The 15,133-nt window shown below is 58.6% G+C and carries 15 protein-coding genes; 10 read left to right on the top strand and 5 right to left on the bottom strand.

Annotated elements, in window-relative coordinates; genetic code table 11:
* Positions 1–22: 22 nt before the first annotated feature.
* The 4 genes from Q1A20_RS17145 to coxB are packed head-to-tail and all read right to left on the bottom strand — an operon-like array spanning position 23 to position 2,654.
* Entirely contained in the window at positions 23–607 is a 585-nt protein-coding gene (locus Q1A20_RS17145; RefSeq protein WP_298972241.1) for a cytochrome c oxidase assembly protein, read from the bottom strand.
* Positions 607–771 carry a cytochrome C oxidase assembly protein gene (locus tag Q1A20_RS17140; RefSeq protein ID WP_298972239.1) on the bottom strand — a complete coding sequence of 55 codons (165 nt, stop codon included), beginning with the start codon at positions 769–771 and terminating at the stop codon, positions 607–609. The genes Q1A20_RS17145 and Q1A20_RS17140 overlap by 1 nt, the downstream gene beginning before the upstream one ends.
* A 3-nt stretch (positions 772–774) precedes the next feature.
* On the bottom strand, positions 775–1,713 hold the full coding sequence (gene cyoE, locus Q1A20_RS17135; protein ID WP_299406192.1) for a heme o synthase: 939 nt from the start codon (positions 1,711–1,713) through the stop codon (positions 775–777).
* A gap of 59 nt (positions 1,714–1,772) precedes the next feature.
* Entirely contained in the window at positions 1,773–2,654 is an 882-nt protein-coding gene (gene coxB / locus Q1A20_RS17130; RefSeq protein ID WP_299917814.1) for a cytochrome c oxidase subunit II, read from the bottom strand.
* A gap of 179 nt (positions 2,655–2,833) precedes the next feature.
* Here coxB and tldD point away from each other — a divergent pair, with 179 nt between their 5' ends.
* The 5 genes from tldD to Q1A20_RS17105 all read left to right on the top strand — a co-directional run bounded on the left by tldD (position 2,834) and on the right by Q1A20_RS17105 (position 9,977).
* Positions 2,834–4,255: a metalloprotease TldD gene (gene tldD, locus Q1A20_RS17125; protein WP_299917812.1), complete on the top strand. Its 1,422-nt coding sequence runs from the start codon at positions 2,834–2,836 to the stop codon at positions 4,253–4,255.
* A gap of 102 nt (positions 4,256–4,357) precedes the next feature.
* Entirely contained in the window at positions 4,358–5,518 is a 1,161-nt protein-coding gene (dprA, locus tag Q1A20_RS17120; protein ID WP_299917810.1) for a DNA-processing protein DprA, read from the top strand.
* A 226-nt stretch (positions 5,519–5,744) separates the two neighbouring features.
* Positions 5,745–8,330: a type I DNA topoisomerase gene (gene topA, locus Q1A20_RS17115; protein WP_299917807.1), complete on the top strand. Its 2,586-nt coding sequence runs from the start codon at positions 5,745–5,747 to the stop codon at positions 8,328–8,330.
* 177 nt (positions 8,331–8,507) lie between these two features.
* Positions 8,508–8,942, top strand: coding sequence for a CoA transferase subunit A (locus Q1A20_RS17110; protein WP_299406203.1), 435 nt, complete (start codon positions 8,508–8,510; stop codon positions 8,940–8,942).
* Between the two features lie 9 nt (positions 8,943–8,951).
* Entirely contained in the window at positions 8,952–9,977 is a 1,026-nt protein-coding gene (locus Q1A20_RS17105; RefSeq protein WP_299406206.1) for a PAS domain-containing protein, read from the top strand.
* A gap of 122 nt (positions 9,978–10,099) precedes the next feature.
* Here the strand turns inward: Q1A20_RS17105 and Q1A20_RS17100 are convergent, their stop codons facing one another.
* On the bottom strand, positions 10,100–10,924 hold the full coding sequence (locus Q1A20_RS17100; RefSeq protein WP_299406207.1) for a lytic transglycosylase domain-containing protein: 825 nt from the start codon (positions 10,922–10,924) through the stop codon (positions 10,100–10,102).
* Positions 10,925–11,278: 354 nt separating this feature from the next.
* Between Q1A20_RS17100 and Q1A20_RS17095 the strand changes: the two genes are divergently transcribed.
* From Q1A20_RS17095 to Q1A20_RS17075, 5 genes are all read left to right on the top strand, one after another.
* Positions 11,279–11,497, top strand: coding sequence for a hypothetical protein (locus tag Q1A20_RS17095; RefSeq protein WP_299406210.1), 219 nt, complete (start codon positions 11,279–11,281; stop codon positions 11,495–11,497).
* 94 nt (positions 11,498–11,591) lie between these two features.
* Complete coding sequence (locus Q1A20_RS17090; RefSeq protein ID WP_298972227.1) at positions 11,592–11,792, top strand: hypothetical protein; 201 nt, start codon at positions 11,592–11,594, stop codon at positions 11,790–11,792.
* 405 nt (positions 11,793–12,197) lie between these two features.
* Positions 12,198–13,046 (top strand): Flp pilus assembly protein CpaB, encoded by an 849-nt coding sequence (gene cpaB / locus Q1A20_RS17085; protein WP_298972225.1) that lies wholly within the window; start codon positions 12,198–12,200, stop codon positions 13,044–13,046.
* A gap of 194 nt (positions 13,047–13,240) precedes the next feature.
* Positions 13,241–14,665, top strand: coding sequence for a type II and III secretion system protein family protein (locus tag Q1A20_RS17080; RefSeq protein ID WP_298972223.1), 1,425 nt, complete (start codon positions 13,241–13,243; stop codon positions 14,663–14,665).
* 4 nt (positions 14,666–14,669) lie between these two features.
* Positions 14,670–15,062 carry a hypothetical protein gene (locus tag Q1A20_RS17075; RefSeq protein ID WP_298972221.1) on the top strand — a complete coding sequence of 131 codons (393 nt, stop codon included), beginning with the start codon at positions 14,670–14,672 and terminating at the stop codon, positions 15,060–15,062.
* Positions 15,063–15,133: the final 71 nt, after the last annotated feature.

Genomic DNA, 15,133 nt, shown 5'->3' with positions numbered 1-15,133 from the left:
GACGTCGCTTGCCTTATCTTGGTCAGTTCAGACTTGTGTCTGAGGTTGGTTCCATGTCCTGCACGGCGGCATAGCCCTCGGGCAGGTCAATTTCGTAGAATGTATAGGAGAGCGTGATGGTATGTATATATTTTCCATCGCGATCTTCGACAATTTCGGGGTCCACATAGAAGGTGACCGGCATCTGCACCCGTTCACCGGGTTGCAGCACCTGCTCTTCAAAGCAGAAACACTGGATCTTGTTGAAAAAGCCGCCCGCCTGATAGGGGGTGACATTGTAGCTGGCAGAGCCCGCAATCGGGCGGTTCGTCGGGTTGTAAGCCTCGTAAAAGGCCAGACCGGTTTCGCCGATTCGTACTTCCATCTCGCGCTCAACCGGTTTGAAGGACCAGGCCATCTCGCTGTGCAGCGAGCCATCGAAGCGCACTTTGATCGTCTGATCCAGCACATCATCCGGGGCAACCTCGGACACGCCTGTGACGCCGCCAAAACCGGTCACCCGGCAGAACCAGTCATAAAACGGCACCGACGCCCAGGCCAATGCGCCCATGACGACCACCAGGCTCACGGTTTGTGCAACGGTTTTGGCAGGACCGGTCATCGCCATTACTGGGTCAACTCCTCTGCTTTGGGCAGTTCGAAATCACCATTCGTGACCTTGGTAAAGGTCAGCGCCAGCACCAGCACCACAAAGGCCGCAAGCATCAGGCCAACGCCGATGTTGCGCCCCTTGCGGCGCGTATGCAGTTCATGTTCAGGCTTGAAAGTCATGGATCACCAGCCTCCCAAACCATAGGGGCGCAGCATCGCCTCAATCAGGATCACGCCGAAATGCGCAAAGAGATACCAGAGCGAGAGGCGGAAGAACCGCTTTTCGACCTTGTAGCTGTCCGCCTCGGACTGCGCCTCATCCCGGCGCCAGATATCGATGGCCCCCTTGAGGAACAGGATGTTCAGCACGACGGCTGTGGCCAGATAGAGCGGCCCGCCAATGGCGGTGAACCCTGTGCCCACGGCGAGAAGCGCCAGCAAAACAGTATAGACGATGATATGGACACGGGTTGTGCGACGCCCGTGGGTCACCGTCAGCATCGGCACGTCGGCGTCGTTGTAATCTGACTTCATGAACAGCGCCAGCGCCCAGAAATGCGGCGGTGTCCACATGAAGATCAGCGCGAACATCAGCCATGCCTCGATCGAGAAACTCCCCGTTGCGATGACCCAGCCGATCACCGGAGGGAATGCGCCAGCCGCACCACCGATCACGATGTTCTGCGGCGTGGAGCGTTTGAGCCACATTGAGTAGACCACGGCGTAGAAGAAAATTGTGAAGGCCAAGAGCCCCGCTGCCAGCAGATTTGCCGAAAGGCTCAGCATCATCACCGACAGGCCTGAAAGCGCGAGCCCCAGCGACAAGGCCTCCCCTGCCGGCACACGACCCGAAGGGATCGGGCGTCTGGCCGTGCGCTGCATGACACCGTCGATGTCGGCATCCCACCACATGTTCAGCGCCCCCGAAGCCCCTGCCCCGATGGCCACAAACAGGATCGAGGCGAAGGCGATCACCGGATGCACCGATACCGGTGCCGCCAACAGGCCCACCAGCGCGGTAAACACCACCAGGGACATCACGCGCGGCTTCAGCAGCGCGAAGTAATCGCCCAGTTGTGTATCGTAGTCACCTGCCGGTGTGGTGTAGCTAGCGTCAGCCATTAAGCGCCTTCTTCATGCTGTCTGCTGGCGGGCGGCTTTAGACGCCGCCCAACGGCGGTTCAGTTCGACGCGATCACGCGGGTTTGCGGAATGCCTGCGTATTCCTCTTTCGCCTCAGCCAACCATTCGGCGTAGGCCTCCTCAGAGACGACCTTCACGGTGATGGGCATATAGGCGTGGTTCAGACCACAAAGCTCAGAGCACTGGCCAAAATAGACTCCTTCCTGCTCTGGCTTGAACCACAATTCTGCCAGACGACCGGGGACAGCATCCTGCTTGACGCCGAACGCGGGGATGGTCCAGGCGTGGATGACATCACCGCCAGTGACCTGCATCACGATGGTCTTGTTCACCGGCACCACCACGGAAGTGTCGGTTGCCAGCAGGAATTCCTCTTCCGAGAACCCGGCCTCTTCGAGCTGCGCAATCACCTCGGGGCTTTTCTGATTGGTGCCACCGGTTGCAGGCGCGCCGATCATGTAGCTGGAGAATTCGAACCCATCGTCCACGTATTCGTAGTCCCAATACCACTGGTAGCCGGTCACCTTGATGGTGATGTCCGCTTCCGGAATTTCCTGCTGCTTGAACAGAATGGGCAGGGAGAACGCGCCAATAAACACCAGGATCACGATCGGAATCACCGTCCAGGCAATCTCGACCGGTGTGTTGTGCGTGAATCTGGCGGACTCAGGATTGCGCTTGGCGTTATAGCGGAAAGCGACCCAGAGAATCAGCGCTGTGACAAACAATGTGATCGCCGTGATGATCACCAAGATCATGCCGTCCAGCCATTGCAGGTCTTCGGCAAGCTCAGTTACCGCAGGCTGGAACCCCATCTTGCCATCCACCGGGCGGCCGATGATTTCAAGATTGTCCTGTGCATGTGCAGCTGTTGCGGCAAACCCGGCCATAAGGCCTGAGAGAGTGAAGTAACGTTTCATGTGTCGTCCTGATCTTGGGATCAATGTTGCGCACGCAGGAAGGGGAAGTCTGTGCGCACCGTCCCTATCCGTTGTAATCTATGCTCTTACAATCATATTCTGATCACGAGATAAAGAGTTGAGCTTGCTTCAAAGAGACGCAGATCACATTTTTACCCGCCCAATTGAGGATAGACCGGATGACAGACACGCCATTCACGCCCTTCGACGATGCGTTGGACCGCGACACCGCCCTGACCATTTTACGCGAGGCGACCCATGGGGCCGATGATGGTGAGCTGTTTCTGGAACGGCGTCGGTCGGAATCGCTGGTTTTTGACGACGGTCGCCTCAAGACGGCGAGCTATGATGCGGCACAGGGGTTTGGCCTGCGCGCGGTGCGGGGTGAAGTGGCGGGCTATGCGCATTCCACCGAAATATCCGAGCCCGCTCTGCGCCGGGCGACCGAAACCGCGCGACTGGCCGTCGGCGAAGGCGGCGGCACCTGGGCGGATGCCCCGGACCCAACCAACACAAAGCTATACACGGACGAAGACCCGATTGCCGGGGCCAGCTTCCCGGTGAAAGTCGAAACCCTGCGCGAGATCGATGCCTTTGCCCGGGGCCTGGATGCCCGGGTGGTTCAGGTCTCTGCGACTATCGGAGCCAGCCTGCAGGAGGTGGAAATCCTGCGCCCGGATGGGCAGTCGCTGCGCGATGTGCGCCCGATGACCCGGGTCAATGTCTCCGTCATCGTGGAGCAGAACGGCCGTCGCGAATCCGGCTCGGCGGGAGGCGGCGGGCGCGTTGGGCTGGACGGGCTTCTGGACCCCACGGATTGGCAGGCGAAAACACGCGAGGCGCTCCGCGTGGCCTGCGTGAACCTCGACGCTGTTGCAGCCCCTGCCGGGGTGATGGATGTGGTGCTGGGCCCCGGCTGGCCGGGCATTCTGTTGCACGAGGCCATCGGGCACGGTCTTGAAGGGGATTTCAATCGCAAGGGCTCCTCGGCCTTTGCCGGGCTGATGGGACAGCGCATCGCCAGCAAAGGCGTGACCGTTCTGGATGACGGTACGATCCCGGATCGGCGGGGCTCGATCTCCATTGATGACGAGGGCACCCCCTCAGGCAAAAACACCCTGATCGAGGATGGCATTCTGGTCGGCTATATGCAGGATCGCCAGAACGCCCGACTGATGGGCGTTGCGGCCACGGGGAACGGACGCCGACAAAGCTATGCCCATGCCCCGATGCCCCGCATGACCAATACCTATATGTTGGGGGGTTCTTCAGACCCACAGGACATCGTGGCCGATCTGAAGGATGGCATCTATGCCGTTGGGTTCGGCGGCGGTCAGGTGGACATTACCAACGGCAAGTTTGTCTTCAGCTGCACCGAAGCCTACCGCGTTGAAAACGGCAAGGTCGGCGCGCCCGTGAAAGGCGCCACGCTGATCGGAGACGGTGCCACAGCGCTCAGACAGATCCGCGGCATCGGCAATGACATGGCGCTTGATCCGGGCATGGGAAATTGCGGCAAGGACGGGCAATGGGTGCCGGTTGGGGTGGGCCAGCCGACCTTGATGATCGGTGGGTTGACCGTCGGTGGATCGGCTTCCTGAAAAGGAACCTCCCCATAAATAGCGAGAGCATCTTAGCTATTTGATTCATGCGTTGTTAACCAACTCGCCTTAAACCTGATTCTGCAATGGACGGAGACCAGGATGACTGAAAAGGACCACAATCCTTCTTCCACTCACCCCCCACTCCCACCCACCTCGGAAGACGAGCAGTTCTCCCGTCTCCGTCTGTTGCGATCCCGCCGGGTTGGCGTAACGACGTATAAACGACTGCTGACTGAACACGGCACCGCGCAGAACGCGCTGGCCGCGCTGCCTGAGGTAGCGCGCGCCGCCGGCGTTGAGAAATATGAAATCTGTCCCGAAGCTGTTGTGCAAGCCGAACTCAATGCGGCCCGTGCCGCGGGAGCGCGCCTGATCATGCATGGCACCCCCGCCTATCCAGAGATTCTCAGCGAATTGGACGATGCCCCGCCGTTTTTATGGGTGCTGGGCGATCCCGATCTGCTCAACCGCCCGATGATTTCGCTGGTGGGCGCGCGCAACGCGTCCTCCTTGGGCACCCGGATGGCCAAAGCACTGGCGCGCGATCTTGGCGGGCAAGGCTATGTGGTTGTGTCTGGACTTGCGCGCGGCGTTGATGCGGCCGCCCATCTTGCCGCCCTGCCGACAGGCACCGTCGCCGTGCAAGCAGGCGGCGTGGACGTCATCTACCCGGCGGAGAACACCCAATTGGCGCAGGATATCGCGGAGTCCGGTCTGCGGCTTTCAGAGCAACCCATCGGGCTGCAGCCCATGGCGCGGCACTTTCCAACACGCAATCGCATTATCTCCGGCCTCAGCCGGGCAACGGTCGTTGTCGAGGCCGCCGCAAAGTCCGGCAGCCTGATCACGGCACGTGACGCGCTGGATCAGGGCCGCGATGTGCTCGCGGTCCCGGGTAACCCCTTTGATGCCCGCGCGGCCGGGTGCAACCAGTTGATCCGCGAAGGGGCCACGCTTGTCCGCTCCGCGGCCGATGTGATCGAAGCTCTCACCCCTCTGCATGGTGAAACACCGCAATTGCCGCTGGGTATCCCTGAAAAACCTCGGGCAAAGCGCAGCCCAACGAAGAACAAGGCGTTAAAGGACGTCGCCACATTGCACCGCAAGATCCTCGCACGCCTGAGCCCCTCCCCCGTCGCCGAAGATCAATTGATCCGCGATCTGGCCGTAGCCCCGGCGGATGCCGCGCCTGTTTTGCTCGATCTGGAGTTGGACGGGCAGATCACGCGCCAATCCGGCGGTTTGCTGTCGCGCGGTTGATCCGGTTTTTCAGTTACTCATTTCAGGTCGTCAGCCCGGTGAATTCATATCTTCCGCCGGGGTGAGTTTCTGCGCGCGCACCTGCGTCACAATCCAGAACTGCCAGGCAAATATTGTACCCGGTTTTGGGGTGCGACAAACGTAAGCGGATTGACAAATCCACTTGCACACCACATTTGGCAAAGCCATAGACGCTACAGATTTTTACCCAGAGGTGCCGCAGTACATGCCAGTTGTCGTCGTTGAATCGCCCGCAAAAGCCAAGACAATCAACGCCTATTTAGGCAATGATTACACCGTTCTGGCGTCCTACGGACACGTGCGCGATCTGCCTCCCAAAGACGGCTCCGTTGATCCCGACCAGGAATTCGAGATGCTGTGGGAAGTGGCCAGCGACAGCAAAAAACACGTCAAAGCCATCGCCGATGCGCTGAAAGACGACAATGCGCTAATCCTCGCCACGGACCCGGATCGCGAAGGCGAAGCGATCAGCTGGCACCTGCAGGAAGCGCTGACCAAGCGCAAGTCGATCAAGAAGGACACGCCCGTGTCCCGCGTCGTGTTCAACGCGATCACCAAGACGGCTGTAACCGAGGCGATGAAGAACCCCCGCGAAGTCGACATGCCACTGGTGGAGGCCTATCTCGCCCGCCGCGCGCTCGACTATCTGGTGGGTTTCAACCTCTCGCCCGTGCTCTGGCGGAAGCTGCCAGGCGCGAAATCCGCAGGCCGTGTACAATCAGTTACCCTGCGCCTGATCGTCGAGCGCGAGATGGAAATCGAAGCCTTCCGCAATCGCGAATACTGGTCGGTCAAAGCGTTGCTGGCCACGCCGCGAGGTCAGGAGTTCGAGGCACGTCTGACCGTGCTGGCGGGCAAGAAGCTCGACAAATTCGACATCGAAAACCAGACCCAGGCCGAGATGGCGGTACAGGCCATCACAAGCCGCGATCTCAGCGTCAAATCGGTCGAGGCGAAACCCGCCAACCGCAACCCCTCCGCCCCTTTCATGACCTCCACCCTGCAACAGGAGGCCAGCCGCAAGTTCGGCATGGGTGCACGCCAGACGATGAGCACGGCGCAACGGCTCTATGAGGCAGGCTACATTACCTATATGCGGACGGACGGGATCGACATGGCGCCCGAAGCCGTGCAAGCCGCCCGCGCCGCGATCGAGACGCTTTATGGCAAAGACTACGTGCCCGGCAGCCCGCGCATGTACAAAAACAAGGCCAAGAACGCGCAAGAGGCGCATGAATGTATCCGTCCCACCGAAATGATGACCAGGGCGGAGGACCTGAAAACGTCTGATGCCGACCAGCGCAAACTCTATGACCTGATCTGGAAGCGTACGCTGGCGTGCCAGATGGAAGCCGCCCGGATGGAGCGGACCACGGTTGACGTAGGCAGCGCCGATGGTCAGGTCGAACTGCGCGCCACGGGTCAGGTCGTGCTCTTCGACGGCTTTCTGCGGGTCTATGAAGAGGGTCGCGACGATGTGGTGGATGAGGACGACAAGCGCCTGCCCCAGATCGATCAGGGCGACGCGATGGACAAACGCAGCGTCATGCCGGAGCAGCATTTCACCCAGCCGCCCCCACGTTACACCGAGGCCACGCTGGTCAAGAAGATGGAAGAGCTCGGCATTGGGCGCCCCTCCACCTATGCCTCGATCGTGACCACGATTCAGGACCGCGAATATGTCCGCAAGGACAAGAACCGCCTGATCCCCGAAGACAAGGGGCGGTTGGTCACCGCGTTTCTGGAGAATTATTTCCGCAAATATGTGGGCTATGGCTTCACCGCCGATCTCGAAGACCAACTGGATGACGTGAGCGCAGGCGATGCGGAATACAAAGAGGTGCTGCGGCGCTTCTGGCGCGACTTCTCGGCGGCTATCGCCGAGACCGCCGATCTGCGCATCACCGAGGTGCTGGAGAAGATCAACGAGGTGCTGGAACCGCATCTCTTCCCCCCAAACGAGGACGGGACCGACCCACGCCTCTGCCCGAACTGCGGGGCCGGACGCCTGTCGATGCGCACCGCGCGGTCAGGCGGGGCGTTTATCGGCTGCTCCAATTATCCAGAATGTCGCTATACCCGTGCCTTTGGCCCGCCGGGCGAGGAGGATTACAGCGGCATCCCACCCGAAGGCAAACTGCTGGGCGAGGACGCGGGCGACAAGATCTATGCGTTCAAGGGACGGTTTGGCCCCTATGTGCAGCGTGGCGAGGTCACCGAGGACAACAAGAAGCCACCGCGCCAGTCCATTCCCAAGGATTGGCCGCCAGAAGACGTGGACCTGCCCCAAGCACTCAAGCTGCTGTCGTTACCACGCGAGATTGGCCCCCATCCCGAAGATGGCGTGACCGTCTGGTCAAACATCGGGCGCTACGGCCCCTACCTCAAACATGCGGCCAGCACATCCGAGCGGGGCGGCACCAATGCCAATCTGGAAAGCATTGACGAGGTTTTTACCGTTGGCATGAACCGCGCGGTGCAGCTTCTGGCGGAAAAAGTGGCCAGTCGGGGTGGACGCGGGGCCGCAGCCAAAACCCTGCGCGAGTTAGGGGAACACCCCGATCAGGGCGGCCCGGTGAGCATCATGGAAGGCAAATACGGCCCCTACGTAAAATGGGAAAAGGTCAACGCGACCCTGCCCAAGGGCTCCGAACCGGATGATGTGACGCTGGAGGCTGCCGTCCTGCTGATCGAGGAGAAAGCCGCCAAGAAAGGCACGGGGCGCCGGAAAGCGCCTGCCAAGAAAAAGGCCCCGGCAAAGAAGAAGGCGGCGACAGCCAAGAAGGCCTGAATCTGGGGACAATCTGCACGATAGTGCAGTTTCGGACAATTCTTGATCAAAGCGGTTTGACCTAGATCAACCGCACATTGTAGGCTTTTGCTTGAATGTATGCGCTAGGCAAATCGCCTTGCTTCAGTGCTGTTCATGGGAGGACGTTCGGTTAGCCGACCGAATGAAGGAAGCACAATGAAGAAAGTCTATAGCTCTGCGTCTGAGGCGCTGGATGAGGTGTTTCAGGACGGCATGCTGATGGCGGCCGATGGCCTCGAGCTCTGCGGCATCCCTGGTTTTTATACGAAAACCGGCGTCGGTACGGTGATCGCCGAGGGCAAGGAGCACAAGGAATTCGATAGCGAAACATATACCATGGAGCGCGGGATCGTTGCGGATCTGTCGATCGTGAAGGCGTGGAAAGCGGATGAGACGGGCAACCTGGTGTTCCGCAAGACCGCGCGCAACTTCACGATGTTTGGCCGCATCTGCGTGGCGGAGGTCGAGGAGATCGTACCGCTGGGCTCGCTCGATCCCGACACCATCCACCTGCCGGGCATCGACGTACACCGCCTGATCCAGGGCACACATGAAAAACGCATCGAGCAACGAATAACACGGGTCGCCTGAGGAGAGAGTATGGCCGATTCCTTAAACAAACTCTTCACCGAAGATGCGTCCTTTGACGATTTTAGCCGCACCCAGGTCGCAATGGTCGTCAGCGACCCGCATCTTGAGGACAACCCGATCATCTACGTCAACCGTGCCTTTACCATTCAGACCGGCTATGCGCGCAGCGCGGTGATCGGGCGAAACTGTCGCTTTCTTCAGGGCGAAGACACCGATATTGCAGCCGTGAACCATATTCGAGAAGGCATTGCGCGGCGAGAATCCGTCACGGCGGATATTCTCAACTACCGCGCCAATGGCGAACCCTTCATGAATCGCCTGCTGATTGCACCCCTGACCGACAAGGCGGGCAAACTGCGCTACTTCGTCGGCATCCAGAAAGAGATGGACGCTGGACTGAAAGATACGGCAACCGAAATCGCCGACGCACAACTCTCCGAAATCCAGGACCGTGTCGAAAACGATATCTCTCTGATCATCAGTATGGTCAGACGGCAATCCAATGCCGCCTCAGCGCCCACCGAATACGTGGCCCTCACCCGTCGCATCGAGACATTTCAGCTACTCTACGAGGAAATGAAGCTGTCAGACAATCAGGCAGACCGGGACAACATTCACATTGGCAGCTATCTGTCGCGCCTCTGCTGTGCCATCGGGCACGCTTACGGGCGGTCGGGCATTCGTTTGAACGTGCAGCTTGAATCACTGGATGTACCGATCGAGACTGCATCGCGGGTGGGCTTGGTGGTTTCAGAAATTCTGACGAATGCCTTTCAGCATGCTTTCCACCGCATTGAAACCGGCCTGATCGAGGTACGCATGTCCAAGCTAAGTGCGGGCGGCTTGCGGCTAACAATCTCTGACGACGGGCTGGGCATTCCAAATTCGATGAAATGGCCTGACCCGTCGACAGCAGGCGGTCGGATCGTGACCGGGTTGATCGAAGGGATGGAAGGTACCCTGCAGCTCAGCCGCGGTGCTGCGGGCAGTCTGTTCACCATCGAGGTGCCCGCGGGGGCATCTTTGCAAGGCTGACCGACCATCGCACTTTTTAGAGTGCCTGGATGGGCGCAACGCTTGGACTGCCAGAAGCATGGGCTGAGGCGCTCTTGTGCGCAGAGCCGTTTCCGTGGGCGCGCCCGGGCGCTCAGGTTGTGCTAATTCATCGCAGCAAAAACACAGCCATCGGTGATCAGTTCGGGTGGCGTCAGGCAAAGACCCCGCGCCACCTGAAAAGCGGCGAGAACCTTCGGCACATAGTCGCGGGTTTCGGCGAAGGGCGGAACGCCCGCGTGAGTGCGCACGGACCCTTCGCCCGCATTATACCCGGCCAGAACAAGAATCGGATCGCCCCCGAACTCGCTCATCAGCCAATCAAGGTATTTGACCCCGCCCAGAATGTTTTCAGACGCGACCAGGCTATCCTTGACGCCAAAACGCGCCGCAGTGTCCGGCATGAGTTGCATCAACCCCTGCGCCCCCGCTGTGCTGACCGCGTCTGCCTTGCCGGAAGATTCAACGGAAATAACCGCCAGAACCAAAGCAGGCGAGACCTGCGTGCCAACCGTTGATTTCAGAATATCCACACCATTGGTCTGCGCGATCGCCTGCATGTGCTGCAAACGCGGCGCCGTGATATCGTCAGAGCCACTGAGGATATCCATGACGCTGTCCAAACGGCCTGGCTGGGTGTCGAAGATCGACGGCGATACCCGGTCCCAAAACCAGCTGTAGCGGCCAATAGGATCAGCGCCCGATGAGGGTGGCTGAGCCGTGGCCTCAGGGTCGGGGCGCGCATCGGGGAGCGCCAGGGCCGCGCGCTGCTCTTCAGGATCGATCTGAACCCGAATACGCTTTTGGCCCGTTTGAGGTACGCCAATGCGTTTCGCTTCAAAGGTGGGAAACGGCTTGGGAGAATCGGTAGCCCCCAGATGGGGGGCCAAAACCGCGCCAATCAGCCCGATCATCAGGAATGCACGCATTTGAACTGCTCTTTGCTTGTTTTTCGCGCTATTTGGCACTCAGCATCGCAGAGATTCCACCGTCGCACCAGAAAATCCAGCCTCTGAACGCGGCGTTTTTGCCACATTCGGACCTTCCTTTAAGGAAATGTAAAGATCAGGAAGTTTTCTTTTCCATATAAATCATGCGGTTAGCTTTTTTTGCGGGTTTTTCCGGCCCTCAACCGCAAAAGTCACAATTGCCGCCAAAATCATGCCCCAATCCCTTGGCTATATAGCTGCATACCAAGTCGGACGGACCAAACGAGAGAACTGGTCACTGAGGACGGCAAGGTTAGCAAGTGAAATCTAAGTGATCCTTTGGAGGGACATACCATGATGAAATTTATCAAGAACTTCCGTAACGACGAAGACGGCGCCGTAACAGTTGACTGGGTTGTACTGACAGCCGCTGTTGTTGGCCTGGCAATCGCTGCCTACACATCCATCGAAGAAGGCGCGACCGCTCTGACAGCAGACACGTCGACCTACCTTGACACCACCATTGGTGACAACATCGGCAACATCGGTGCGCCACCTGCTGCAGCCGAATAATTTTCAGTAAAATAAACTAGGTTGGGGGGCCGCATTCTGTTCGCAGGACGCGGCCCTTTTTCCAACAAATGATCCTTTGAAAGGATATAACGAGATGAAATTCATTAAGAAGTTTCACGATAACGAAGACGGTGCCGTAACAGTTGACTGGGTTATTCTGACGGCAGCAGTGGTCGGGCTGGCGATTGCCGCTTACACATCCATCGAAGAAGGTGCGACAAGCGTGACGCAAGCGACCCAGGAGTTCCTGGACACGCAAACCGTTGGCGATATCGGCGCACCAGAAGCCGAATAGTCTTCAGTCAGGATAATGTAGCTTGGGGGCCGCATTCTATTCTCAGAACGCGGCCCCCCTTGTTCGTCAGAGCAATCTCGCGTTTCCTCAAATCACCACAGGGAATTAGCATAGATCATTACCAACCGTCCCGAATACTGCGCTCAGGGCTACCGCCCCTACCGCCTTGTATGACCCCAGAGTTTTTAATGAGGCGTCACCCTCCGAACTTTGGAGACGTGTTCGGGCTTTTCGCATCCAAACGTCTGTCACCGGTTCGAAAAAATACTTCTGATTGTTGCGATACCGGGGAAAAAGCCGCGCCTTGGTCATGGGTTAATCCCGAAAATGCCACAATCGAATGACAGTTTATCATGGAATTAGCGCGGGTTTTCATCGGGCTATGCGATCTACGAGGTTAAGATTATGCGAATGATATTCGGACTGGTGCTTGTGGCTGGCATGGCGCTCGCTGGCGGCGCTGTATACATGGCAAAAAACTACATCGGCGCGTATCAGGCTGAATTGGCCCGCGCGCAGCAAAATCAAAAAGCAGTGGTGCCGACGCAGACTGTCTACGTCGCAAACCGGCCCCTGAAATACGGTGAGGTCCTCAAAGAAGAGGACGTTCGCGCGGTTGCATGGCCGCAAACGGCAATTCCTGAGGGCACTTTCAGCGACATGGCGGTGATCTTCCCAGAGGATGAAGAAGAAGTTCGACTGATCATGCGCGCGATGGAAAAAGACGAAGCCATCATGGAGGTCAAGGTGACCGAACCCGGTGAAGACATCGGTCTGACCACGCGACTGGAAAGAGGCATGCGGGCCTTTGCCATCCGCGTGGATGTTGCGAGCGGTGTTTCGGGCTTTCTGCGCCCGGGTGACCGCGTAGACATCTATTGGACCGGGAGCATCAATATCGGGCCCGATGCTGGCGAGGTCACGAAACTGATCGAATCCGCGGTGAGCCTGATCGCGGTCGACCAGAACGATGCCGAACTCAGCAGCGCACAGATTGCGCGCACGGTGACGGTCGCGGTCAATCCCAACCAGGTTGCGGCGCTGGCACAAGCACAGTCGACCGGCAAGCTGTCCTTGTCTCTGGTTGGCGCTGGTGACGACACGCAATTGTCGGAAATCGAGGTGGATCAGGTCTCCCTCTTGGGTCTGAAAGAAGCTGCTCCCGCCCCGATCGCTGAGAAAAAGCGCGAGTGCAGCATCAGAACCCGCCGCGGGGCGGAGGTCGTCTCGATCCCGATCCCTTGCACAAACTAAAGCAAAACCAACGTTTTAGAGAGGCGCTGCAGACCCCTGCGGCGCCTTTGCCTTTGCCCCCTGTTGCCATTTATCCACATAAAGCAAACCTCAGAACCCATTGATTCTTGCAAAAAAATCAAAACCAGCGCACAGTACCATCTATGCGGGCATTAAGACCCGAAACCGAGGCGTGATCAAAAAGGGCAGGTCACATGAAAATTGATGGAATGTTTAAGGCGGCCCTTCTGGGGCTGACACTCAGCGTGTCACCGCTGGCGTTTACCGCGCCGGTCACGGCACAGGCAGACACATTGCGTGTGGTCACCAAGGGCACCAATAAAACACTCGCCGTGCCGATGAATCGCGCGGTTGTTGTTGAAAGCGAAATCCCCTTTGCGGAACTCAGCATTGCCAATCCAGGCATTGCCGATATCTCGTCGCTGTCGGATCGAAGCATCTATGTTCTGGGTAAAACGCCCGGGATGACGACGCTGACGCTGCTCGATGCAACCGGGCAGTTGATCACCAACGTGGAGGTGCGGGTCGCACCGGATGTCACCGAATTCAAGGAACGTCTCGGACAAATCCTGCCCGGTGAAAGGGTAGAGGTTCGCACCGCAAATGACGGAATCGTGCTTTCCGGGACGGTCTCAAGTGTCCAGCGCTTGCAAAAGGCGCTGGATTTGGCGCAGCGCTACGCACCTGATCGGGTCTCTAACCTGATGAGCGTCGGCGGTGTCCAACAGGTTATGCTGAAAGTGCGCTTTGCCGAGATGAACCGCACCGTCTCCAAGTCGCTCAGCTCCTCGCTGGCCTTGGGCGGCACCGACGCGCAGGCAGGGATCGGCACGACAAACACCGCCGGCAGTGTCGCCAACTCACTTGCCGGGAATATTCCCGCCGGCAACGAAAACTTTGGCGCGGCCCTCTTTGGATTTAACGTTGGATCCGTGCAGGTTGGCCTGTTGCTCGAAGCGCTGGAGCGCAAGGGTGCGGTACGTACTTTGGCGGAACCAAACCTGGTTGCACTGTCAGGACAGGAAGCAAACTTCCTGGCGGGTGGCGAATATCCGGTTCCGGTGGCGCAAGACAACGACACAATCAGCGTGGAATTCAAACCTTTCGGTGTTGAACTGAACTTCGTACCGCGCGTCGTAGATCAGGACCTGATCAATCTGCAGCTTTCAGCTGCGGTCTCCGCGATTGACCCGTCCAATGGTGTTTCGCTCGGCAACGGCTTCGAACTTGACGCCTTCTCGCGTCGCGAAACAGCAACAACGGTTGAGATGCGCGACGGCGAAAGCTTTGCAATTGCTGGGCTTTTGCAGGATGACTTCACCGATCAGTCGTCGCAACTGCCATGGATCGGCGATGTGCCGATTTTGGGTGCCCTCTTCCGCAGCGCAGACTACCAGCGCAGCCAGACGGAATTGGTGATCATCATCACCGCACATCTGGTCTCTCCGACACGCGGCGAAGCGCTGGCCTTGCCGACCGACCGGATCAAGCCACCGACCGAACAGGATCTCTTCCTCTTTGGCCGGACCACCCGAAATGCCAATGCGCCCCGCAAGGGTGCAGCCGGCGAAGTCGCCAAGCAAGACTTCAGCGGTTCCTATGGCTATGTGATGGAGTGATAGGATGGAACGCCTGACATATCAAAAATCCCGCGCAATTGCTTTGCTGGCCGGTCTTGCCACGCTGGCGGCCTGCGGCGAACAAGGCAGCGGCGGGCAGTGGTTTCGCGAAGCTGGCGCACAGGTAGACAGCGGCGAGTTCGGGACGGCAACAATGCAGAACATGGTCGCTCAGACCTGCAAGACAAGCGGCTTTGGTGCCGGTAAAGCAGGCGGCAAGCTGGGCACGGTCGGGGATCCGGTCGTCGTTCTCGATCCCTCAAGCACGACGTCCAACCCGGTCTACCGGATCCATTGTGACGGTCGTCTCGACGGAAAATATGCGGAAGTCATCTACCGTGAATACGTAGAAAGCGCGACGCAAAAAACCATCACGGAAGACGCCGAAGCAGAGTAGAGCCAACTGGCTCTACTTTTACAAATCCACGGTCAAACGTGGTTATTGTGTCTAGATACCCAACAATTGGG

The organism is uncultured Roseobacter sp. (assembly GCF_947501835.1).
GTDB lineage: Bacteria > Pseudomonadota > Alphaproteobacteria > Rhodobacterales > Rhodobacteraceae > Roseobacter.
The sequence above is the reverse complement of the archived record's forward strand: the minus strand, read 5'-3'. Positions and strand labels throughout refer to the sequence as shown.